Genomic DNA, 18,765 nt, shown 5'->3' with positions numbered 1-18,765 from the left:
TAACTTAGTATATAAAAAAGCGTTCACCTGAAGGTGAACGCTTAATTAACATATTAGCCAAGCACATCAATAAATGCTTTAACTACATCAGGATCAAAGAGGGAGCCAGATGCACTAAAGAGTTCTTCTTTTGCTTTAGCTTTTGTTTTTGCCCAAAATTCAGTAGAAGGATTAACTGTTGTATCATAGTAATCTGCTACAGCAATAATTCGAGCTCCTAACGGAATATTGGCACCACGTAAATGTTTGGGATAACCAGAACCATCCCATTTTTCATGATGATAACGAATATAAGGTAAAATTTGTTGGCAGCAAGGATAGTTTTCAATCATATTGGCACCACTTGCAGCATGTTGTTTATACTTAGACATTTCTTGCTTATTAAGATATGGAGATTTTTGGATTAATGCATTAGGAACCATTAATAGACCCACGTCATGAAGTAGAGCTGCGTGACGAATCTGTTCAATTTCATTTAATGGTAAACCCATTTTAGCTGCGATGCTAACAGCATAGTTTGAAACCTGAATAGAATGTGTATAGAGATGATAGCTTTTCATTTGTATCATCTGTAAAAGTTGTGCGCTTATGGCTTCTAAACTGTCTTTCTCCAGTTCATACAAACCTGATGGTTGCATCAATGATAACATAAACATAATAAACCCCTCTAACTAACAAACTGAACATATGGTACAACCCCTCGTACTTATGTTCATATCGTACAACTTTAGGCCGTTCTAATTTAACAGTATACAAATTATACACCATAAATAATTTTTTGTGTATGATACGTATGTTCTTACAAATATGTTGTATTCATATTTGGCATACAAAAAATAATTGACAATTTAAGAATCCACTAGATATGGTACTTAAAAAATGTGATTTTAGAAATATTAAAATATTATGAAGAATATTTTAGGTTTTCTATTCCAATTTTATATACATCAACAAATAGGGGTTGCAAAATTTATTCTCATTGTTCTAAGAATTATGCGATAGTATGTTTGGTAAAAAAATTATGTTTGGCTACTTAACTATATAATCAAAATTTTTTAAAATAATAGTAAAACTAGACATGAATACTGTTATTCTTTATAATACGTCTATACGGGTCTGTGGTTGAAAGTCGAGGCTAGTCGCAGGCAAAACGATCCACATAAGCAGCCCAAAGGGTTGTGAGCATGGTGCGGCTTAGGTGTAAGTCCTGCCGATAAAATCGAGAGAGGTAGTAGTGGGGAGTCTTGGACTTATGAGCGAACCTTCCAGCAGGCGAGTGTGGGGGCAAAGACCAGGTCAGCCGTATAGGGGCACATGAGGCTTTTCTCATGTGCTTTTTTTATACAGTTGTATATTATAAAATCTATAGAAAACCACTAACTATGGGAAAGTTTTTATACATAACCGTAATATTTATACAAATAATGTATAAAATTAAAATATAAATATAGCGATTTTGCGATTGTATCTAAAATTATATACAAAATTATTGACATAATTATACTTAATCTATATACTATTATAAAGTAGTAGTAAGTTAAATAATGAGGTTGATAATATGTTAAATAGCAAACTAAAAAAAATAATTCTTGGCGGTTGTATGTTAGTGATGGCTACTTCTTTAGTTGGTGGATGTGGTTCCTCTAATCAACCTACATCTAATAAACTTGTCGTTGGCACTAATGCTACATTTGTTCCATTTGAGTTTAAAGATGAAAAAACTCAAGATTATACAGGTTTTGATATTGAATTGATTCGTGCGATCGGTAAGCGTATTAATAAAGATGTAGAGCTAAAAAATGTAGCTTTTGATGCTTTGATTCCAGCTTTGAACACACATGATATTGATGTTGCTGCATCTGGTATGACTATTACAAAAGCGAGAAGTGAAAAAGTATTATTTTCTTCTCCTTATTATGAAAATGCCTTAGCAGTAGTATATAAAGATGGAACGGCTGTGAATTCTCTTGATGACTTAAAGGGTAAAAAAATTGCAGCCCAATTAGGTACTACTGGTGCAGATTTAGCTCATAAAATTGAAGGTACTACTGTAAAAGAATTTGACCATAGTAATGAAGCTTTGTTAGAATTACAAAATGGTGGAGTAGATGCAACTGTAATCGATTTACCTGTAGCTCAATATTACAGTACTAAGCATCCTGACCAACATATTAAATTTATGGCATATCCAAATACTAAAGAATACTTGGGCTTAGCAATTAATAAGGATAACAAAGCATTGCAAGAAGAAATCAATAAAGCAATTGCTGATATGAAGGCTGATGGTGAATTTAATACATTATATAAAAAATGGTTTAATGTAGATGCACCTGCTGATATGCCAGTAGTTTTAGAATTTAAATAATAGGAGAGATTATGAGTTTTAATTGGGGGTTAATTGCGGATAATTTACCGCTCTTGCTACAAGGTGCTCTAGTGACTGTAGAAATTACAGCCATGTCTGTAGGTTGTGGCTTTTTTATCGGTCTTTTAGTATCTTTAGCAAATTTATCTAAATTTAGATTAGTTAGATTGCTTGCAAAATGTTATGTAGATATCATTCGTGGTACACCATTACTGGTGCAAATTTTCCTAATTTATTTTGCCTTGCCTATGATTACAGGTCAACGGATTGATCCATATATTGCGGCTGTTACCGCATGTAGTATTAACTCTGGTGCTTATGTATCTGAAATTTTCCGTGCTGGTATTCAATCTATTGATAAAGGTCAAATGGAGGCCGGTCGTTCTCTTGGTTTAACTTGGGGACAAACCATGCGTTACATCATTATGCCTCAAGCTTTTAAAGCAATTATTCCTCCGTTAGGGAACGAATTTATTGCCATGTTGAAAGATTCCTCTTTAGTTTCTGTTATCGGTTTCGAGGAGTTGACACGTCGTGGTCAATTAATCATTGCTAAAACCTATGCATCCTTTGAAATCTGGGGTACGGTTGCTGTGATTTACCTTATTATGACAGTGACTATCTCACAATTAGTTGGATATCTTGAAAGGAAATATAGCATTAAATGATTAAATTAGAAAATGTACATAAATCTTTTGGTAAAAATGAAGTACTAAAAGGTATTAATTTACATATTGAACAAGGTCAAGTTGTTGTAATCATCGGTCCTTCTGGTTCTGGTAAAAGTACGGTACTGCGCACTATGAACTACTTGGAGGAACCTACATCTGGTAAGGTTATCGTAGATGGCATGGATCTTTCTGATAAGAAAAAGTTAAATGACGTTCGTGCTGAAGTAGGAATGGTTTTCCAAAACTTTAATTTGTTCCCACATATGACGGTTATGGAAAACCTTACCTTAGCACAAACTAAGGTTCGTAAAACATCTATGGAAGAGGCTAAGAAGATAGGTCAAGCTTTACTTGATCGAGTAGGTTTGGCGGATAAAGCCAACGCATACCCTGATTCTTTGTCAGGCGGTCAAAAGCAGCGTGTTGCTATTGCTCGCGCTTTAGCTATGAAACCAAAAGTAATGCTTTTTGATGAACCTACTTCAGCTCTTGATCCTGAAATGGTTAGTGAAGTGCTAGATGTTATGAAGTCTTTAGCTGAGGAAGGTATGACGATGGTCATCGTTACTCATGAAATGGGCTTTGCGAAAAAGGTAGCGGATAGAGTTTTATTTGTTGATGGTGGCTTGATTTTAGAAGATAATACACCTGAACGCGTATTTGATGCACCTACCAATGAAAGAACAAAATCATTCTTAGATAAAATTTTGTTAGATTAAATAATATAATTATAGGAAGCAAATTCTAGAATTAGAAATTGCTTCCTGTTTTTTTACATTAAATTTAACCTATCTATTTATATTATATATGTATAGCTTAATATCTATTAATATATTTGATAACCTTTAGAGTGAATTTATTAATTATAAAGAGTTTGTATAAAGATTTACAGGGTAGATTAATCTGAAAAACACGATTATTGCTATAAATATTTGTGATATAACAATAATTTATACAGTCATTTTTAAAAACAATAATTTTTAATTCACATATTTTTATGATTATAAAAATATACAATTAATTTATAGAGCTTATATAATTATTTATGACATGTATAGATATAGGGATTTTTGAGATTTACAGCAAATGATATTCTTATTTCTAGTGTTTGTATATTCATTAAAAATGTAAATATTGTTGTTTGATATTTTATACATGCTGTGTTATGATACACATATAGAGCAAGACAGTAAGACAATATATATATTTTTAGGAGGATGTTACCATGTTAGGTAAAGTAAAATGGTTCAGCGCAGAAAAAGGTTATGGTTTTATTGAACGTGAAGACGGTAGCGATGTATTTGTACACTACTCTGCAATCCAAGACGAAGGTTTCAAATCTTTGACTGAAGGTCAAAATGTAGAATTTGAGATTGTTGATGGAAACCGTGGACCTCAAGCCGCTAACGTTGTTAAAGCGTAACTACATACCAAAAAAATTATAAAAACAATATATAATTGGACCCCGATAGTATATACTATCGGGGTTTTTTGATTTTCTATATACATTTTATACATAATTCTACAAAAAATATAAAATTTTTAGATAAAAAAGAAGGAGTTTTACAGTTAGATGTAGAAATACTAAATATAACACGAGAGATAAGGTTATATAATACCACACACTCGCATCTCGTGGATGATTTTTAGAAAGGGTGTTGACTTATGAAAGTAGCAATTAGAGGAAAAAACATTGAAGTGACAGATGCCTTAAGAGCATATATCGAAAAAAGATTGAGTAAATTGACTCGTTACTTCGATGATGAGTTAGATGCACAAGCGGTTTTATCCGTTGTAAAAGATAAATCTACAATTGAACTTACATGTTTTGTTGATAAAATCGTTCTTCGTGGTGTGGAAACTAACGATGATATGTACGCAGCTATTGATTTAGTAGTAGATAAAATTGTTCGTCAAATCCATAAATATAAAACTCGTTTAGCTAAACGTTTCAAAAAACAAGAAGCTTTCCATCCTGAAGCTTTGGCAGCTCCTGTGGAAGAAGAAACTATTGAAGTTGTAAAACGCAAACACTTTGTTGTGCGCCCTATGGATGTTGAGGAAGCGATTTTACAAATGAATCTTATTGGTCACGATTTCTTTATGTTCTTTAATGCTGAAACTGAAGCGATGAACGTTGTTTATCGTAGACATGATGGTTTCTATGGTTTGATCGAGCCAGAACTTCAATAATATATAATGTCGGCTGAACTTAATCCTAACTCCTTTCTACTTTAAATCAGCCGATTATTATATTAAGGTGGATGACTTAAAATAGTCATCCACCTTTTTTGCAAAAATAATACTATAAATAATCTTGAAATGCCTTGAATTCTTTGACTATTCAAGGCTTTTTCGTTATAATAAGTTAGATATGAGATTTAAGCCAATAAGCCTTGGTATTATAAGGTTTATTTTTATTTCGTCACAAATTCGTCAAAAATTCATCCAAAAATTTTTGATACATCCTGTGCAGCGTTCTTGCGCATCTCATCTGAATAGTGGACGTAGACATTCATTACAGTATTGATATTGTCACCAAGTAAACTTGCTACTGTTTTAATATCAACACCATTCGCAAGAAGTGTTGTTGCATAGGTGTGACGAAATGCATGGATAGTTTTATTGGGAACTATCGTTCTAATAGCATAATTAACATTACCAGTACTGCTAGTATTAATATTAAATAATCGCTCGGTATTAGAGATTGATTTATACTCTAATAATATATTGGATAGAATAGGGGGGATAGGAAGCGTTCGAATACTATTTCTTGTTTTCGGTTCCTTTACTCCGAATGTGTTATTTGACGTCCTAGACCATTGTTTGTTAATTCGAATGGTATTATAAGCCAAGTCTATATCAAGCCATGTTAGGGCTAAAATTTCTCCATATCTAGCCCCTGTATATCGAGCAATGCATAGTAGGGTATATAGCTTTTTATTATCTATATATGTTTTTAACAATAAATCCATTTCATCTATGGTAAAAGTTGTTAATGATTTATATGTTTTAGTTGTAAAACGTTTAATATCTGCTACAGGGTTAGATCGTATAATTCGATATGGTTTAATAGCGAAATTAAAAACAGACTTCAGGAAAGTGATGTGCATATTCTTTGTACGATTGGCAAATTCAATGTCAGAGAGCGTTTTGAATATCATCTGATGTGATATATCCCTAACACGTTTTTGATGCAATACAGATAGATTTTTAATGATATATTGATATACTAATTTTGTATTTTCTGATATACCAATCTTTTCCCGCATATACAATTCACACAATTCAATAAATGTAATATTTTTAAGACTGTCATCAAGAGGATTAGTGACAGTCTTTTTTAATTCCTCAATAATTTTTTGCCCATAAAGTTTTGCTTCCCTTTGAGTAGCAAAACCCTGTTTGGATTTTTGCTTCCATTTTATACCGTCTTTATAGCTGACAATTATTTGGTAATTGCCATCTTTTTTGCGAACCGTCATATTGCATTGCATAGTTACACGTCCTTGCTATTAACCACGTGATAAAAGAATTCCTCATCTATATCTTCATCTAATTCTCTATCATGAGCAATCCGTTCTATTAGATTGATATGTTCTTTAGAATGAAAGTCATCGTGTTTAATATGTCCTAATTCGTGTAGTACACTAACTCGTTGAGCATCAAAAGGCTTATTTAAATTAACCAGTATAGAATGACTGCCATCTTCATTAAGACGTACTACTGCTGTTTGTGTTTTCTTTAATTGCGTATAAATTAAATTAATAGACATAACCATACCCCTCCCCAATAGAATTAGTCATCGTGACAAAATATATAAGTTTATATCACTAATTAAACTATTAATTTTATAAACAACATCAGATAGTTGTCGTTTTATAGATACTATTTCAGCTGTATTATCATCAATATTATTACTTAGAGAATGTAAATCATCACTGAATGATGCTATTTTACTTTCTATCTCGTCTATACGTTTAGATAACTTATCTGAATCATTATTAAAAGAAATATTAGAAACTGCATTGGAAAGATTATCAACTCTTTGCGTGAGTGTAACAATATAAATACTTTGTGCAATAATAGCAATAATCAATACTATAAATAAGGATATCTGTTTCTTATTCATTTTATTTCCCCTCACGTTTCTTTAATCCCTCAATTAAATTAACTACAAAATCAATATCATCTTTTGACATATCCTCAGCGGCATCAAACAACAATCGCATATCAGGATTATCTTTCAATTTGTTTGCATATTCTGCTACTTCCGGATCTATGTAATATGAATCATTTATATCTGACTTGTCTTCAATTAAATCTGATTTTTCTACACCAAAATAATTAGCCAGCTGTTCAATTTTGTTCATTCTAGGCATCTTAGTTCCATTAACCCATGTTGAAACAGTTGATTTATTTAATTTCAAATCAGCTACTAAATCCGCTTGTGTCTTTTTGTTTGCTGCTAATAAATTGCTAAGATTTTGAGCAAACACTCTCTTGTAATTAGAATCCATAATAAGCTCCTATTCTCCTCTCCTGCGTACCTATATATTAATACTTAAAGTAGTAAAACACAATACTATTTTATAAAAAAGTTTACTTTTAGTATTGACATTCTACTTTTAGTAAACTATACTAATAATCAAAGGAAGGAGGGATACATTGAAGCGATTGAAAATTTCTTTAAAAGCGGCGAGAGTTAACGCAAATCTATCACAAGAAGAAGTAGCAAGGAAAATGAAGAAATCTAAGGTTACAATCAATAACTGGGAAAATGGAAAAACAGAAATTGATTATGGGAATTTAAATGAATTGTGTCGATTATATTCTGTCACCATGGATGATATTCTTTTGCCTTATTAGTCTACTTTAAGTAGAAAAGGAGAAAAAACATGAAACAGTTCATCAACAGAAAATTTAATGATGCCCTAAACAACAGCTTTTTAACTGTAATGAATGACGAACTTGATTACAAACGGGAGATATGGGGACTAGAAAATATTACTAACTATGGTTGGGAATGTTTTCAGGATGAAGCCATAGATAAGGCTCATGAAAACGAATCCGACGTACTTCGTCGGCACTACGGAAAGCTTGGTTCTCATCAAAACGTATATGGTCGTTGCTTTAATCCGATTTCTTAATAGGCGGTGGTTTAAATGCTAGTCCAAAATCAAAAAGACCTGTTAGTAGCTAACAATGTCTATGGACACCAACCTCAAGTATTTGGGTGGGCTGGTCGTAATGCTGAGTATGCACAATATTGGCGAAAGATCATTAAAGATTATTTCGTAAAGCGGCATACAAGCAAAATTTATAAGAAATCTATCCACGGCAAAATCAGAGAATGCCGTGAAGCAGATAGAATGGCAAAAGTTGAATCAGGGATGCCAGTATGGAACCCATAGTCTATACAACTAAAAATGTCGCTGAATTGCTCCAATGCAGTGAAAGCAGCGTCAACAATCTTAGGGAACGTGGAATCCTACGTGAAGTAAAAGGGCTTCCGGGTGTCCGCTTCAATAAAAAAGAAGTCGAGGCACTTGTAGGAATTGTGGACGAATACAGTCCACTACAATACAGGAAGTTAGAAAAGGAGCGTGATAGCTTACTTAAAGAAAACGAAAAACTTAAAAATGCTATAAGAAAAATAACCAGTGATTTACTGGTTATGGTAGGAGGGGATTTGAAGTTATGATTATTGCTTTAAAATGGGCGGCTTTCATATGGATTATTGGATCCATGGGAAGCCTAGAAATTGATAGAATTGGTTTTTTCCAGTTTCTATTACAAGTCATTATTGGTGGACTGATTTGGTTATCCGCTAATGTATACGAAAATGAAAACGCCCGCTAACCGGCAAGCTAAACGGGCGTAGGTAAATAACACCTATAGAAATTATAACACGGAGAAGAAAAATGCAAAAAAAAATCGAAATCATATTAACACCTAAAGATAATGGTGGTCATGATATGGAATTTATATTAAATAAAGATGAATTTAATGGTAGCGCAATAGAAGTTGCTGCTCTTTTGGTTTCAGCTGCTTATAACTTCGGTTATAAAAATCTTGATATTACGCAATTTATAGCATTTTTAGAAGCTACAAAAGATATGTGTGAAAAGCAAAAAGAATTGGCTCTTATAAATGATTTGCTTAATACATTTGAAAAGGAGAAAACAAATGGAAATTAATTTAACACCTATTGTTAGTCAAAACGAACAAGTATTCAAGTGGAACAAAGACGAAATCAAAGCTTACTTTGAGGCACAGTTAGAAAAGTATAAAGGCCTTGTAGTAACAGAAGAAAACTATAAGGACATGGTAAGTGCTAAAAACGAAATCGTTAAGTATAGAACAACGCTTGATAAATTCTGTAAAGAGAAAAAACGAGAACTCAAAAGACCAATTGAGTTATTTGAGGAAGAAGTAAATGAAGTATTGAAAGTTGTTTACGATGCAGAAAAACCACTTGCAGAACAAATCAAATACTTTGATGAAAAAGAGGTGCAAGCAAAAACTGATGCCATTAACAAGTTTATTGAAAAGATGGTTGAGAAATATGGAGTGCGTGAAGAATATGCAAATCAACTTCAACATGATAAACGCTGGTTAAATAAAACTGCAAAAATGAAAGACATTGAAACCTCGATTGAGGGAATGATGATTGAAATTGCAAAGCGCCAACAATCAGACGATGACTACAAACAAATTTTAGCAGAGAAAAAAGGAATGATTGAGTTCATTGTGGATACTTGCAATCAACAATACGAACTAGCAACACCAATCACATTTGATGAATGTTGGGATGCGGTAAAAGATATTCCGTTAGATCAGGCTAGAGAGTTAATCAATGCAAAATTTGCAGAGCGTAACGAAATGGAAGAGGCTGCACGAGCAAGTATCACAAATGAACCAATTGAAATAGTTGAAGTGGCAGAAACAAAAGTTGGTTTAACAGTAACTGTTTATGACTTAACAGAAGATGATGCAAAAGATTTAACTGATTTCTTAGAAATGCGTGGTTACAAGTACAAAGAGGTATAGATGGATAGTAGATATAATGCGGTAAAAACTGTACCGCAATCAGCGTTAAAAATAATTGACTTTGGGAAACTTAAAGGCAAGTATGATATTTCTCCACAATGGAGATGGGAAATATTAACCGAAGTTTATGGTATGTGTGGTGTTGGTTGGTACTTTGACATTGTAGATACGGAACAAGTATTAGTAGAGGCTACTGGCGAAACGATGCTTTATGTAAAAGTAAATCTATATATCAAAGATGGTAATGAGTGGAGTAAACCAATTCCGGGTTATGGTGGTGATTTCTTAATCTACAAAGATAAAAATGGTTTTCATGGAAACGATGAGGCATTTAAGATGGCCGTTACTGATGCATTAGGTACTGCGGCAAAGATGATTGGTGTAGGCGCTGATGTATATAGAGGTTTACAAGATACCAAAATCAATGCAGCGGCAGAAAAGGAAAAGAAAGAAAAAGAATTTGACCCTCACAATGCATACGCAATCGTATTGAAAATGGCAATCGAACATGGGATAAGCGAAGAACAAGTAGGACAACAACTTACAAAAATGTTTGGTGTTGGTGTGATTGATAACGTTACAAGAGACCAAATGTCTAAACTTTATGATTGGGTAAAAGGTTATGAAGTGGACAACAAGTAATATTGAAACGCTCCGTAGTCCGCTGGGTGTAATGGTAGTAATACCAGCACCACATGACAATGATCTAGCGAAATTAGATAAAGAAAAAGAATACGTGATTGAAATCAAAAAGAAATCAAAATCACGCAGCATGAACGCTAATGCTTATTGCTGGGTTCTATGTCAAAAGATAGCGGAAGTCATGAGTAACCATTCGTATATGTCTAAGGAAGATGTATATAGAAAAGCAATCAAAGATTGTAGTCATTTCACATATGTTCCAGTCCGAGAGGATGCAGTTGAACGCTATATAAACATATGGAAAGGGCATGGCCTTGGCTGGATAGCCGAAGATGCTGGCGAGTGTAAAAGCATCAGAGGTTATCACAACATCATGTGCTACCACGGATCATCAGTATACACAGTTGCAGAAATGCAAAGGCTAATTGATTGCTTGGTTGATGAGTGCAATCAGCTTGGAATAAAACTTGATGATAGCGATTATATCCAATCGTTGGTTAAGGAGTGGGGGAATGAACAAGCGAAAAAGGAATGATGATAAACTCTATAAAATTACAAGACCGCAAGCTATCGAACGAGATAGTATAGATGGCTATCCATGTTGTGTAATATGTGGAGCACCTGCTACTGAGGTACACCACATATTGCCTAGAGGTAGAGGCGGTACAAGCGAACTAAACAACCTAGCGTGTTTGTGTAGATATTGCCATGAGAACTTAGCACACGGAGTATTTGCAAAGGAAACAAAATTAAAGCTAGAAACAATCATTATGGAAAGGATGAAACAATATGAAAAGAATTGATGTTGTTGAACTATATGTTAAGAAACGCATTGAGAAATTAGAACAAACACAAGGTGAATACAAAGTAAATGCAAAAGAAATTACAGAACTAAATGATGTATTGGATGTAATTAATCAAGTGAATACATCAAAAAAAAGCCAAGAGTCTAATAAATTTGATGCATTTGTTTATAGCCTAAGTAAACTTAATGAACGATTGCAAGACGTGGAAGAAGAATAGTCTATGGCTGAAAGACGGATGATGGCAAAGTCCATTATTAAATCAGACCAATTCCTTGATATGCCAGCTACAACACAAAACTTATACTTTCATATGTTGCTAGATGCTGATGATGATGGGTTTATAAATGCACCTAAATCTATCATGCGAATAGTTGGTGCTAAAGAAGATGATATGAAGTTGCTTGTAGCTAAACAATTTGTAATCGGTTTTGGTAGTGGAGTTATCGTAATAAAACATTGGAAGATACATAACTACATTCAAAGCGATCGTTACAAACCAAGTTTACAACCTGAAAGAAAGTTACTGGAAATTACTGCAAACAAGGAATATCAATTAAACGCAAGCAATGTATCCATTATGGATACAGAATGTATACAAGATGTATCCGTAGGTAAGGTAAGGTTAGGTAAGTCTAGTATAGGTAAGGTTAGGTTAGATAAGACTATAGAGGGCGAATGTGAGAAACCACATTCACCAAAGCGTAAAACTTTTACTAAACCTACTATTGATGAAATACAAGACTACTGCATTGAAAGAAACAATAATGTAAACGCTGAACATTTTTTTGATTACTATGAAAGCAACGGCTGGAAAGTTGGTAAAAACTCCATGAAAGATTGGAAAGCAGCAGTTAGAACATGGGAGCGTAGCGAATACAGAAAACCTAATTCTAAAAAGAATAGCAAGGAAGATGCAATGAACGTAGTAAAGGAGTTGATGGAAGAATATGAACAATCAGCAACAGATAGTGAAAGCGCTATCGATGTTACAGATAGCGTACAGTACTGATATGTCAAAGGAACGCATGAAGTTATATGTTTCAATGCTTTCAAACGTCAACCCAATCACGTTAGAACAATCTGTAGCGAACTTAATTAATCGTTGTAAATTTTTACCAACTATCGCAGAAATTAGAGAGGAATGTTCCGCATTAAGTGCTTTTGTAAATGCACATGAGGAACTTCCGACTGCACAAGATGCATGGGAAAGGGTATATCAAGTGGCACGATCATATGGCTACGATAAAGGGTTAGATAAACTAGATGGGTTAACGAAACAATGTGCTAAGGCAATATGGAAATCGTTTGACCCTCAAAACGGAGATAACTTCAACGAGATGTCTTGCCGTTCGCAGTTCGTGAGGAACTATGAGTCGCAAGAAATAAGAGAACGTGAGCGATTGAGATTGGCCAACTCAATCAAGGATAATCACTTGTTGTTAAAAGCAAGGGAGAAAGCAGAAAAGGAACGTGTGTTACTCAATTCTGGTCAGAAAAGAATTGAAATGACTGCAACTGGTAACTTAGTAGAAGTAGCCAAAGAACCAGTAGATGTAGAAGAAATAATCAACAAAAGCAAAATGTCAGACAAAGGGAAAGCGTTATTAAAACAGGCAATAGGGGGTTAAACGTGAGGGAAAGAGTAAAAGAGTTTGATGTAAGTGTAAATGTTAGCTTTAATGTTAGTTTTCAAGTACTGGCAAACAACGAGGCACAGGCAAGAACCAAGATTGAAAACTTGCTAGAAATCATGAGGAATGAGGCAACAGTCGATTGCCACATTCACCCTAGCTACGATGTATATGTAGATGATTGTGAGGCTAAACTAAACCAACTTAGTTATTGGTAAGGAGTGATAGATTATGTTAGTTAAAGATGAAACAAAGTATTGTTGGGTTGATGATGAAGTGGCTGGCGATCCACAAGATAGCATTGAAATGGCTATCGCAGATTATGTAGATAACGAATACGACTACGGCGATTTTGGTAGCTTAAGTCGAGAAGAGTTATTACAAACAACAATAGAAGTCGGTCATCCATACCAATATGTACCAGAGGTAGACGGCGAGCGTGTAATTTGGAATGTATGTGATTATAACTTAGCTGATGAAATCGCAGAATGGTCAGACGATTACATGAAAAATGTTAAAAACGAACACATGGACGAACTAAGCGAAGAACTAACGAAGGTATTTCAAGCATGGGAAAAACGTCATGGTTATGAGAACCGAGCATTTGTGGTACAAGAAACAAAAACATATCGAATTAAAGATTATATTAAGGAGGTTTAGATGAATACAGTACAGATTTTAGGTAATTTAGCACGTGATCCAGAAGTACGTTATACCCAAAGTGGTCGAGCGGTGGCCACTTTTACGGTAGCAGCAACTAACACCTATATTGACTCCACAACAAATGAAACGAAAGAACAAACTGCTTTTGTAAACTGTGTGGCTTGGGGCAAGTTGGGAGAAAGCGTAGGTAATTTGCGTAAAGGCAATAGAGCGTTCGTTGAGGGTAGAATACAGACACGCTCTTACGAAACCACAGATGGTCAAAAACGATACGTAACAGAAGTGGTAGCTGGCTTTGTCGGAACATCATTGATGAATGATGATAACGCACCAAGTAACTTTGATAGTTTTGAAAACAGTAATACGGATGAAAATTTTCCGTTTTAAGAGGTGAATAGAAAAAGAGAATGCATATATGGGGGTTATTTGATGATGGCAACGGTTGCTATCATCAAGCGGTAGATGAATATAACGTGAATATGGGGGGGGCAACACACGATCATATCAATAGGAATTGGTGATGCGTGTATTAACCAAGACCTTGCGATAAATACGCTTCATAACAAAAACGCACTATGGGAAACATTAGATAAACTAGATAGACCTGATGTTATTCTAGCCAGTCCACCTTGCGAAAGCTGGAGTAATGCTAGTGCAATGATAAATGGAAATGCTTGTTGGAAACGCGAGCCTAATAGCATCACTTCATTATTTGGTGAAATCAAGGAGAATAGTAAATTTACAATTCGTAATAATTCTGAATATGATCGTGTTCAATATAATTACGACAAGCAATTCTTAACACGAATTAATGGTGAAATGTGTATTTATAATACGATAAAAATCATTGAACGTTATCAACCTAAAGTGTTCGTAATTGAAAATCCAGCATATGGACGGATATGGGATTACATAGCAAATGTAATAGGCTTTGTTATTCCTTATGAGAATCTAACTTATTACAATAATTACGATTATCCGGTTAAGAAACCAACAAAGTTTGGCAGCAATATTGATTTGAAGTTAATGAAAAACAATATAAAAGCTAAATTACAATGGCATCAATTAAGTAATGTTGGAGGTAGATATAATTCACGTTCAAATATTCCATTAAAATTAATTCACGATATATTAAAACGATGTGAACAATATGTATAGGGGTGAATAATGAAGATAGAGTTATTTAATGATAATTTTCAGAATTTTAAGCGATATGGAATACCAAAGGCACAATTAGTTATTGCTGACATTCCATATAATCTAGGAAACAATGCCTATGCGAGTAATCCTATGTGGTATGTAGACGGCGATAATAAGAACGGCGAAAGCAAAAAAGCTGGTAAAGCATTCTTTAATTCTGATTACAACTTCAACATTGCAGAATACTTTCATTTCTGTAATCGGTTGTTAAAAAAAGAACCTAAAGAACGAGGTCAAGCACCATGCATGATTATATTTTGTAGCTACCAACAACAACCAATGGTTATTGAATATGCAAAAAAACATGGGTTTAAAAACTACATTCCTATTACATTCAATAAAAATTATAGTGCGCAAGTCTTAAAGGCAAATATGCGTATTGTAGGTGCTACAGAATATGCATTGGTTTTGTATCGTGAAAAACTTCCTAAGTTTAATAACAACAAAAAAATGATATTTGATCACTTTGAATGGAAACGTGATAACAAAAACCTAGTACCTAATATTCATCCAACGCAAAAACCTATAAGTGTACTTAAACGATTAATTGAAATCTTCACAGATGAGGGTGATGTTGTGATTGATCCAGTAGCTGGTAGTGGTAGTACATTGAGGGCTGCTATGGAGTTAGGACGAAGTGCATATGGTTTTGAAATTGATAGAAAAATGTATGCATTAGCAAAAGAAAAGATGTTAAGTGATGTTAAAATTCAAACAAATTTATTAGAGTTTGCTAAATAGAAATGATGAGGTAATTAAATGACAGTTAAAGAACTTATACATGAACTCATTGATATGCATGATGATTTGAACGTTGATGTGGTTTGTGTGGCGAAAGATGGAATGTTACATGAAGTTGAAGTGGTTGATATTAACCTCATTAATTCGGAAGTGCGGTTGGTTATGGGAGATGGGTATTAATGCCAATAAACAGTAAACAAAAAGGTGCTAGAGGCGAACGAATGTGGCGAGATGTATGCCGTGCTAATGGGTTCGATAAAGTCCGAAGAACTGCACAATATTGTGGTAACACAGGTGATGCATCGGACTGTGTAGGACTACCTAACATACATCAAGAAGTCAAATTTGTTGAAAATCTGAATGTCCGTAAAGCCTATGAGCAAGCGGAATACGATGCAAAAAAAAGTGGTGATATGCCTATAGTAGCTTGGAAAAAAAGTAATAAATCTTGGTTAGTCGTAATGAGTGCGGATAATTTCTTCCGTATATACAAAGAAAGTGAATGGAGCGAGGAACGTAATGGAACAAATGAAAGTGAAATTAGTTAATGAATACGCACAACTACCAACAAGAGGTAGTAATGATGCAGCTGGGTTAGATTTGTATTGTCCGTTCCATATCAAAGTTCCTGCTGACAGTCAAAAGAAAATACCTTTAGGAGTAGCGGTTGAAATTCCAAAAGGTCATATGGGTTTGCTTGTACCAAGAAGTAGCATGAGTAAGACACCTCTAAGATGTGCAAATAGTGTAGGTATTATTGATGCTGATTATCGAGGTGAACTAAGCATTGTATATGAGAATGTATCATGTAATGACTACACAATATTTAGAGGTGATCGCATCGCACAATTAGTAATCGTACCAATTGCGTTGGTTGATGTTGTAGCGGTTGACGATTTAAGTGAAACAGAAAGAGGTGCTGGCGGTTATGGAAGTACAGGAAAATAAATGTGTTGATGCGAAAAAAATCGCAGTAGCAACAATACTTATGAGTAAATTGAAAGCGAGCAAATAATATGGAATGGTCAGAAATTAAAGAATTAATCGATGAAAAGTATAGTGAAAGTGGAGTTAGTGTTCTTGTTAATAATGAATTGCTTTGTGTAACAAGAGTATCTGTTGATTTGGACACCGATGAAATTATATTGATTACAGAAAAGGAATAAAGAATGTGTAAGAAAGATGGATTTTTCAATGCATTGTTGATATGTATGATCGTTTGGATTTTTACGTTATTAATCGGAATGACACTTATCATGTTTAAACACATATTATTTAATGTTGGTTGATGATTAGGATATGGGCGGTGAAATATCCGCCCTATCATAAGAGGTGAGCATGAGGATTTATAACGATATAAAACGAATTGGTATGGAAGATACTATTTATACATTGCAACGTGCGTTGACCTTTGTTTATAACGATGAATTGTTAGAGCCTAAAGTTACATATGATTTTGGTGGATTTAGTATTATCTACAAATATGGAGATATCAATATAGGTATAGAATTACCATTGATTAAATTAGAACTTTTAAATCTTACGCTAGAGCAACTTGCGTTGGATATAAAGAAACAAGTTATATCACAATATAGATATGAAATAGATAAACGATATGGGGGTGTGTATGATTAATTTAGAATTGTTATCTAGTGCTTTAACAATTGTTATAGGTGATACAATCTGTAAACCTAAGATTGAAAGAGAGGACGGTAGCATAAAAATTATATATAAATTATCAACTGTAACTATTACAGAATTATCAACAATATTTGAAATAGAACATTGCATGAGGTTGGACTTTTTTGTTGATAAAATAAGACTTAAAATCAAACATCAAATATACAATTCGTTATCAATGGGGAATACCAATGGAAATGTTAAGTTATAGTGGTTACGTTGAACACTCAGACTTTTACATCGCACCTCAAAGCTATCAAGATGCATTTGAGTTTTTATGCCAGCTTGCATTTGAGAGCGAAGAAACTGTGTTTTATATAGGAAAAGCCATTGAGTATGATGAAAGCTATGGTTTTGATGAGGATGATAACTTTTATTTAGAAGATGAAGTTAGGTTTGAATGGAACGAGGAAAAAGGAGAGTGGGTAGAAAGTGTCTAAAAGATATGTGAAAAAGGTTAGTGAAATTCAAGCTATACAATACAACGGCACTAATGCTATGGAAGTAATTGAATTCGTTGATGATGTAGTTGGGTGTTATTGGCGTGAGAAGTTATCGTTAGAAATCACAACAGAGAATGAAGTGATTGTGTGTTCTAGAGGTGATTATATTGTTAAAGATCATAAAGGTAAAATTAAAGTTTATACAGCAAATGAATTCGAAACGACTTACAGAGAGGTAGAAGATTATGACTAGCGATGAACTAGGGAAGAAATGGCTGTTACAAAAGCTATATGATGATGGCTGGAGATATTGTGCATGTCGGTATAATGGAGAGTTATATTTAACCAATGAAATACCTATTGTGGATATGGAATCAGGCTATATAAATATTTACAGTTGTAATAAATTTGAATATGCTAATTGTTTGAAAAGTGTATTTCCTAAAATAAAGGGAAACGAAGTTTTAAATATTGCAAGAGAATTAGGCTTTATTGATTGGTCTAAAGTAAAGGTTGATACACCTGTATTGGTTAGTCAAAATAAGGTGGATTGGAAACCTAGATATTTTGCACGATATACAAGGGGAGTTGTGAAAACTTGGTTATGTGGATGCACATCATGGAGCGTCGAGGATGCTGACAGTGTTTGTGATTGGAAATATGCAAAACTAGCAGCGGAGGTATAAACATATGGCTGAAAATTTAATTACAATTGGAATGATGTTGGGTACTGCTCCTATTTTAGCAGTGTTTTTAAGTGATGCATTTGATACTTTTGAAGAGGGATGCGTGCGAATGTTATTTGTACAGGCGATAATTGGTGTTATATTAATCATTTTTGGGGCAGGTGTTATGTTTGGTGGTGAGTAA

At 33.9% G+C, this 18,765-nt stretch carries 38 protein-coding genes; 33 read left to right on the top strand and 5 right to left on the bottom strand.

Features of this window, described 5'->3' with window-relative positions:
• Positions 1-53: 53 nt before the first annotated feature.
• A complete protein-coding gene (locus NE668_RS03305) occupies positions 54-656 on the bottom strand; it encodes an HD-GYP domain-containing protein (RefSeq protein WP_004693025.1) in 603 nt (200 codons plus the stop codon).
• Between the two features lie 902 nt (positions 657-1,558).
• On the opposite strand from NE668_RS03305, the gene NE668_RS03300 reads away from it, so the two are divergent.
• From NE668_RS03300 to hpf, 5 genes are all read left to right on the top strand, one after another.
• A complete protein-coding gene (locus NE668_RS03300; RefSeq protein ID WP_227036869.1) occupies positions 1,559-2,365 on the top strand; it encodes a basic amino acid ABC transporter substrate-binding protein in 807 nt (268 codons plus the stop codon).
• Positions 2,366-2,376: 11 nt separating this feature from the next.
• Positions 2,377-3,033: an amino acid ABC transporter permease gene (locus NE668_RS03295; RefSeq protein ID WP_004693053.1), complete on the top strand. Its 657-nt coding sequence runs from the start codon at positions 2,377-2,379 to the stop codon at positions 3,031-3,033.
• On the top strand, positions 3,030-3,755 hold the full coding sequence (locus tag NE668_RS03290) for an amino acid ABC transporter ATP-binding protein (protein ID WP_012864269.1): 726 nt from the start codon (positions 3,030-3,032) through the stop codon (positions 3,753-3,755). Before NE668_RS03295 ends, NE668_RS03290 begins: the two co-directional genes overlap by 4 nt.
• Before the next feature lie 506 nt (positions 3,756-4,261).
• Positions 4,262-4,459: a cold shock domain-containing protein gene (locus NE668_RS03285; RefSeq protein WP_004693056.1), complete on the top strand. Its 198-nt coding sequence runs from the start codon at positions 4,262-4,264 to the stop codon at positions 4,457-4,459.
• A 242-nt stretch (positions 4,460-4,701) separates the two neighbouring features.
• The gene (gene hpf / locus NE668_RS03280; RefSeq protein WP_012864270.1) at positions 4,702-5,229 is read left to right on the top strand and encodes a ribosome hibernation-promoting factor, HPF/YfiA family; all 528 of its coding nucleotides are present in this window, start codon (positions 4,702-4,704) and stop codon (positions 5,227-5,229) included.
• A gap of 251 nt (positions 5,230-5,480) precedes the next feature.
• On the opposite strand, the gene NE668_RS03275 is transcribed toward hpf, so the two are convergent.
• The 4 genes from NE668_RS03275 to NE668_RS03260 are packed head-to-tail and all read right to left on the bottom strand — an operon-like array spanning position 5,481 to position 7,556.
• A complete protein-coding gene (locus tag NE668_RS03275) occupies positions 5,481-6,533 on the bottom strand; it encodes a site-specific integrase (protein ID WP_256195749.1) in 1,053 nt (350 codons plus the stop codon).
• 2 nt (positions 6,534-6,535) lie between these two features.
• Positions 6,536-6,817, bottom strand: coding sequence for an ImmA/IrrE family metallo-endopeptidase (locus NE668_RS03270; protein ID WP_256195746.1), 282 nt, complete (start codon positions 6,815-6,817; stop codon positions 6,536-6,538).
• A gap of 21 nt (positions 6,818-6,838) precedes the next feature.
• Positions 6,839-7,168 (bottom strand): hypothetical protein, encoded by a 330-nt coding sequence (locus NE668_RS03265; protein WP_004693063.1) that lies wholly within the window; start codon positions 7,166-7,168, stop codon positions 6,839-6,841.
• Between the two features lies 1 nt (position 7,169).
• Positions 7,170-7,556, bottom strand: a complete 387-nt coding sequence (locus tag NE668_RS03260; protein WP_004693065.1) for a helix-turn-helix domain-containing protein — start codon at positions 7,554-7,556, stop codon at positions 7,170-7,172.
• Between the two features lie 148 nt (positions 7,557-7,704).
• On the opposite strand from NE668_RS03260, the gene NE668_RS03255 reads away from it, so the two are divergent.
• The 28 genes from NE668_RS03255 (at position 7,705) to NE668_RS03125 (ending at position 18,765) form a co-directional block, all read left to right on the top strand.
• Positions 7,705-7,905, top strand: a complete 201-nt coding sequence (locus NE668_RS03255; RefSeq protein ID WP_004693067.1) for a helix-turn-helix transcriptional regulator — start codon at positions 7,705-7,707, stop codon at positions 7,903-7,905.
• Positions 7,906-7,934: 29 nt separating this feature from the next.
• Positions 7,935-8,186, top strand: coding sequence for a hypothetical protein (locus NE668_RS03250; protein WP_004693068.1), 252 nt, complete (start codon positions 7,935-7,937; stop codon positions 8,184-8,186).
• A gap of 15 nt (positions 8,187-8,201) precedes the next feature.
• On the top strand, positions 8,202-8,450 hold the full coding sequence (locus tag NE668_RS03245; RefSeq protein ID WP_227036872.1) for a hypothetical protein: 249 nt from the start codon (positions 8,202-8,204) through the stop codon (positions 8,448-8,450).
• Positions 8,438-8,740: a helix-turn-helix domain-containing protein gene (locus tag NE668_RS03240; RefSeq protein WP_227036873.1), complete on the top strand. Its 303-nt coding sequence runs from the start codon at positions 8,438-8,440 to the stop codon at positions 8,738-8,740. Before NE668_RS03245 ends, NE668_RS03240 begins: the two co-directional genes overlap by 13 nt.
• Positions 8,737-8,898, top strand: a complete 162-nt coding sequence (locus NE668_RS03235) for a hypothetical protein (protein ID WP_227036874.1) — start codon at positions 8,737-8,739, stop codon at positions 8,896-8,898. The genes NE668_RS03240 and NE668_RS03235 overlap by 4 nt, the downstream gene beginning before the upstream one ends.
• Before the next feature lie 62 nt (positions 8,899-8,960).
• Positions 8,961-9,236 (top strand): hypothetical protein, encoded by a 276-nt coding sequence (locus tag NE668_RS03230; RefSeq protein ID WP_227036875.1) that lies wholly within the window; start codon positions 8,961-8,963, stop codon positions 9,234-9,236.
• Complete coding sequence (locus NE668_RS03225; protein WP_227036876.1) at positions 9,226-10,089, top strand: DUF1351 domain-containing protein; 864 nt, start codon at positions 9,226-9,228, stop codon at positions 10,087-10,089. The genes NE668_RS03230 and NE668_RS03225 overlap by 11 nt, the downstream gene beginning before the upstream one ends.
• Complete coding sequence (locus NE668_RS03220) at positions 10,090-10,731, top strand: hypothetical protein (RefSeq protein ID WP_227036877.1); 642 nt, start codon at positions 10,090-10,092, stop codon at positions 10,729-10,731.
• A complete protein-coding gene (locus tag NE668_RS03215) occupies positions 10,712-11,266 on the top strand; it encodes a hypothetical protein (RefSeq protein ID WP_227036878.1) in 555 nt (184 codons plus the stop codon). Before NE668_RS03220 ends, NE668_RS03215 begins: the two co-directional genes overlap by 20 nt.
• Complete coding sequence (locus NE668_RS10400) at positions 11,202-11,534, top strand: HNH endonuclease (protein ID WP_371745237.1); 333 nt, start codon at positions 11,202-11,204, stop codon at positions 11,532-11,534. Before NE668_RS03215 ends, NE668_RS10400 begins: the two co-directional genes overlap by 65 nt.
• Entirely contained in the window at positions 11,521-11,754 is a 234-nt protein-coding gene (locus tag NE668_RS03210) for a hypothetical protein (protein WP_227036880.1), read from the top strand. The genes NE668_RS10400 and NE668_RS03210 overlap by 14 nt, the downstream gene beginning before the upstream one ends.
• 3 nt (positions 11,755-11,757) lie before the next feature.
• The gene (locus NE668_RS03205; RefSeq protein WP_227036881.1) at positions 11,758-12,546 is read left to right on the top strand and encodes a replisome organizer; all 789 of its coding nucleotides are present in this window, start codon (positions 11,758-11,760) and stop codon (positions 12,544-12,546) included.
• Positions 12,485-13,165, top strand: a complete 681-nt coding sequence (locus tag NE668_RS03200) for a hypothetical protein (protein ID WP_256195926.1) — start codon at positions 12,485-12,487, stop codon at positions 13,163-13,165. Before NE668_RS03205 ends, NE668_RS03200 begins: the two co-directional genes overlap by 62 nt.
• A 2-nt stretch (positions 13,166-13,167) precedes the next feature.
• Complete coding sequence (locus NE668_RS03195; RefSeq protein ID WP_227036883.1) at positions 13,168-13,386, top strand: hypothetical protein; 219 nt, start codon at positions 13,168-13,170, stop codon at positions 13,384-13,386.
• A 13-nt stretch (positions 13,387-13,399) separates the two neighbouring features.
• Positions 13,400-13,828, top strand: a complete 429-nt coding sequence (locus tag NE668_RS03190) for a hypothetical protein (protein WP_227036884.1) — start codon at positions 13,400-13,402, stop codon at positions 13,826-13,828.
• Positions 13,829-14,218 carry a single-stranded DNA-binding protein gene (locus NE668_RS03185; RefSeq protein WP_227036885.1) on the top strand — a complete coding sequence of 130 codons (390 nt, stop codon included), beginning with the start codon at positions 13,829-13,831 and terminating at the stop codon, positions 14,216-14,218.
• Positions 14,219-14,488: 270 nt separating this feature from the next.
• Positions 14,489-14,989, top strand: a complete 501-nt coding sequence (locus NE668_RS03180; RefSeq protein ID WP_227036886.1) for a hypothetical protein — start codon at positions 14,489-14,491, stop codon at positions 14,987-14,989.
• 9 nt (positions 14,990-14,998) lie between these two features.
• Positions 14,999-15,772 (top strand): DNA-methyltransferase, encoded by a 774-nt coding sequence (locus NE668_RS03175; RefSeq protein ID WP_227036887.1) that lies wholly within the window; start codon positions 14,999-15,001, stop codon positions 15,770-15,772.
• Between the two features lie 18 nt (positions 15,773-15,790).
• Complete coding sequence (locus tag NE668_RS03170) at positions 15,791-15,952, top strand: hypothetical protein (RefSeq protein ID WP_227036888.1); 162 nt, start codon at positions 15,791-15,793, stop codon at positions 15,950-15,952.
• Positions 15,952-16,320 carry a hypothetical protein gene (locus tag NE668_RS03165; protein WP_227036889.1) on the top strand — a complete coding sequence of 123 codons (369 nt, stop codon included), beginning with the start codon at positions 15,952-15,954 and terminating at the stop codon, positions 16,318-16,320. The genes NE668_RS03170 and NE668_RS03165 overlap by 1 nt, the downstream gene beginning before the upstream one ends.
• A complete protein-coding gene (gene dut, locus NE668_RS03160; protein WP_256195731.1) occupies positions 16,292-16,720 on the top strand; it encodes a dUTP diphosphatase in 429 nt (142 codons plus the stop codon). The genes NE668_RS03165 and dut overlap by 29 nt, the downstream gene beginning before the upstream one ends.
• 68 nt (positions 16,721-16,788) lie before the next feature.
• Positions 16,789-16,938 (top strand): hypothetical protein, encoded by a 150-nt coding sequence (locus NE668_RS03155; protein ID WP_227036891.1) that lies wholly within the window; start codon positions 16,789-16,791, stop codon positions 16,936-16,938.
• Positions 16,939-17,110: 172 nt separating this feature from the next.
• Positions 17,111-17,407: a hypothetical protein gene (locus tag NE668_RS03150; protein ID WP_227036892.1), complete on the top strand. Its 297-nt coding sequence runs from the start codon at positions 17,111-17,113 to the stop codon at positions 17,405-17,407.
• Positions 17,400-17,663, top strand: a complete 264-nt coding sequence (locus NE668_RS03145; RefSeq protein ID WP_227036893.1) for a hypothetical protein — start codon at positions 17,400-17,402, stop codon at positions 17,661-17,663. Before NE668_RS03150 ends, NE668_RS03145 begins: the two co-directional genes overlap by 8 nt.
• Positions 17,644-17,892, top strand: a complete 249-nt coding sequence (locus tag NE668_RS03140; protein ID WP_227036894.1) for a hypothetical protein — start codon at positions 17,644-17,646, stop codon at positions 17,890-17,892. The genes NE668_RS03145 and NE668_RS03140 overlap by 20 nt, the downstream gene beginning before the upstream one ends.
• Positions 17,885-18,148, top strand: a complete 264-nt coding sequence (locus NE668_RS03135) for a hypothetical protein (RefSeq protein WP_227036895.1) — start codon at positions 17,885-17,887, stop codon at positions 18,146-18,148. The genes NE668_RS03140 and NE668_RS03135 overlap by 8 nt, the downstream gene beginning before the upstream one ends.
• Positions 18,141-18,581, top strand: a complete 441-nt coding sequence (locus NE668_RS03130; protein ID WP_227036896.1) for a hypothetical protein — start codon at positions 18,141-18,143, stop codon at positions 18,579-18,581. Before NE668_RS03135 ends, NE668_RS03130 begins: the two co-directional genes overlap by 8 nt.
• A gap of 4 nt (positions 18,582-18,585) precedes the next feature.
• Positions 18,586-18,765: a hypothetical protein gene (locus tag NE668_RS03125; protein WP_227036897.1), complete on the top strand. Its 180-nt coding sequence runs from the start codon at positions 18,586-18,588 to the stop codon at positions 18,763-18,765.

It is taken from the genome of Veillonella parvula, assembly GCF_024461875.1.
Lineage (GTDB): Bacteria > Bacillota > Negativicutes > Veillonellales > Veillonellaceae > Veillonella > Veillonella parvula_I.
The sequence above is the reverse complement of the archived record's forward strand: the minus strand, read 5'-3'. Positions and strand labels throughout refer to the sequence as shown.

Bases quoted from the DNA above. Each gene is read 5' to 3' on its own strand.
- NE668_RS03245 (WP_227036872.1), top strand. From the start codon at position 8,202: ATGCTAGTCCAAAATCAAAAAGACCTGTTAGTAGCTAACAATGTCTAT.
- NE668_RS03185 (WP_227036885.1), top strand. From the start codon at position 13,829: ATGAATACAGTACAGATTTTAGGTAATTTAGCACGTGATCCAGAAGTA.
- NE668_RS03210 (WP_227036880.1), top strand. From the start codon at position 11,521: ATGAAAAGAATTGATGTTGTTGAACTATATGTTAAGAAACGCATTGAG.
- NE668_RS03140 (WP_227036894.1), top strand. From the start codon at position 17,644: ATGGAAATGTTAAGTTATAGTGGTTACGTTGAACACTCAGACTTTTAC.
- NE668_RS03300 (WP_227036869.1), top strand. From the start codon at position 1,559: ATGTTAAATAGCAAACTAAAAAAAATAATTCTTGGCGGTTGTATGTTA.
- NE668_RS03125 (WP_227036897.1), top strand. From the start codon at position 18,586: ATGGCTGAAAATTTAATTACAATTGGAATGATGTTGGGTACTGCTCCT.
- NE668_RS03170 (WP_227036888.1), top strand. From the start codon at position 15,791: ATGACAGTTAAAGAACTTATACATGAACTCATTGATATGCATGATGAT.
- NE668_RS03250 (WP_004693068.1), top strand. From the start codon at position 7,935: ATGAAACAGTTCATCAACAGAAAATTTAATGATGCCCTAAACAACAGC.
- NE668_RS03235 (WP_227036874.1), top strand. From the start codon at position 8,737: ATGATTATTGCTTTAAAATGGGCGGCTTTCATATGGATTATTGGATCC.
- NE668_RS03220 (WP_227036877.1), top strand. From the start codon at position 10,090: ATGGATAGTAGATATAATGCGGTAAAAACTGTACCGCAATCAGCGTTA.
- NE668_RS03145 (WP_227036893.1), top strand. From the start codon at position 17,400: ATGATTAATTTAGAATTGTTATCTAGTGCTTTAACAATTGTTATAGGT.
- hpf (WP_012864270.1), top strand. From the start codon at position 4,702: ATGAAAGTAGCAATTAGAGGAAAAAACATTGAAGTGACAGATGCCTTA.
- NE668_RS03180 (WP_227036886.1), top strand. From the start codon at position 14,489: ATGATAAATGGAAATGCTTGTTGGAAACGCGAGCCTAATAGCATCACT.
- NE668_RS03130 (WP_227036896.1), top strand. From the start codon at position 18,141: ATGACTAGCGATGAACTAGGGAAGAAATGGCTGTTACAAAAGCTATAT.
- NE668_RS03290 (WP_012864269.1), top strand. From the start codon at position 3,030: ATGATTAAATTAGAAAATGTACATAAATCTTTTGGTAAAAATGAAGTA.
- NE668_RS03205 (WP_227036881.1), top strand. From the start codon at position 11,758: ATGGCTGAAAGACGGATGATGGCAAAGTCCATTATTAAATCAGACCAA.
- NE668_RS03230 (WP_227036875.1), top strand. From the start codon at position 8,961: ATGCAAAAAAAAATCGAAATCATATTAACACCTAAAGATAATGGTGGT.
- NE668_RS03165 (WP_227036889.1), top strand. From the start codon at position 15,952: ATGCCAATAAACAGTAAACAAAAAGGTGCTAGAGGCGAACGAATGTGG.
- NE668_RS03200 (WP_256195926.1), top strand. From the start codon at position 12,485: ATGAACAATCAGCAACAGATAGTGAAAGCGCTATCGATGTTACAGATA.
- NE668_RS03240 (WP_227036873.1), top strand. From the start codon at position 8,438: ATGGAACCCATAGTCTATACAACTAAAAATGTCGCTGAATTGCTCCAA.
- NE668_RS03150 (WP_227036892.1), top strand. From the start codon at position 17,111: ATGAGGATTTATAACGATATAAAACGAATTGGTATGGAAGATACTATT.
- NE668_RS03190 (WP_227036884.1), top strand. From the start codon at position 13,400: ATGTTAGTTAAAGATGAAACAAAGTATTGTTGGGTTGATGATGAAGTG.
- NE668_RS03270 (WP_256195746.1), bottom strand. From the start codon at position 6,817: ATGGTTATGTCTATTAATTTAATTTATACGCAATTAAAGAAAACACAA.
- dut (WP_256195731.1), top strand. From the start codon at position 16,292: ATGGAACAAATGAAAGTGAAATTAGTTAATGAATACGCACAACTACCA.
- NE668_RS03175 (WP_227036887.1), top strand. From the start codon at position 14,999: ATGAAGATAGAGTTATTTAATGATAATTTTCAGAATTTTAAGCGATAT.
- NE668_RS03265 (WP_004693063.1), bottom strand. From the start codon at position 7,168: ATGAATAAGAAACAGATATCCTTATTTATAGTATTGATTATTGCTATT.
- NE668_RS03295 (WP_004693053.1), top strand. From the start codon at position 2,377: ATGAGTTTTAATTGGGGGTTAATTGCGGATAATTTACCGCTCTTGCTA.
- NE668_RS03155 (WP_227036891.1), top strand. From the start codon at position 16,789: ATGGAATGGTCAGAAATTAAAGAATTAATCGATGAAAAGTATAGTGAA.
- NE668_RS10400 (WP_371745237.1), top strand. From the start codon at position 11,202: ATGATAGCGATTATATCCAATCGTTGGTTAAGGAGTGGGGGAATGAAC.
- NE668_RS03275 (WP_256195749.1), bottom strand. From the start codon at position 6,533: ATGCAATGCAATATGACGGTTCGCAAAAAAGATGGCAATTACCAAATA.
- NE668_RS03305 (WP_004693025.1), bottom strand. From the start codon at position 656: ATGTTTATGTTATCATTGATGCAACCATCAGGTTTGTATGAACTGGAG.
- NE668_RS03215 (WP_227036878.1), top strand. From the start codon at position 10,712: ATGAAGTGGACAACAAGTAATATTGAAACGCTCCGTAGTCCGCTGGGT.
- NE668_RS03260 (WP_004693065.1), bottom strand. From the start codon at position 7,556: ATGGATTCTAATTACAAGAGAGTGTTTGCTCAAAATCTTAGCAATTTA.
- NE668_RS03285 (WP_004693056.1), top strand. From the start codon at position 4,262: ATGTTAGGTAAAGTAAAATGGTTCAGCGCAGAAAAAGGTTATGGTTTT.
- NE668_RS03225 (WP_227036876.1), top strand. From the start codon at position 9,226: ATGGAAATTAATTTAACACCTATTGTTAGTCAAAACGAACAAGTATTC.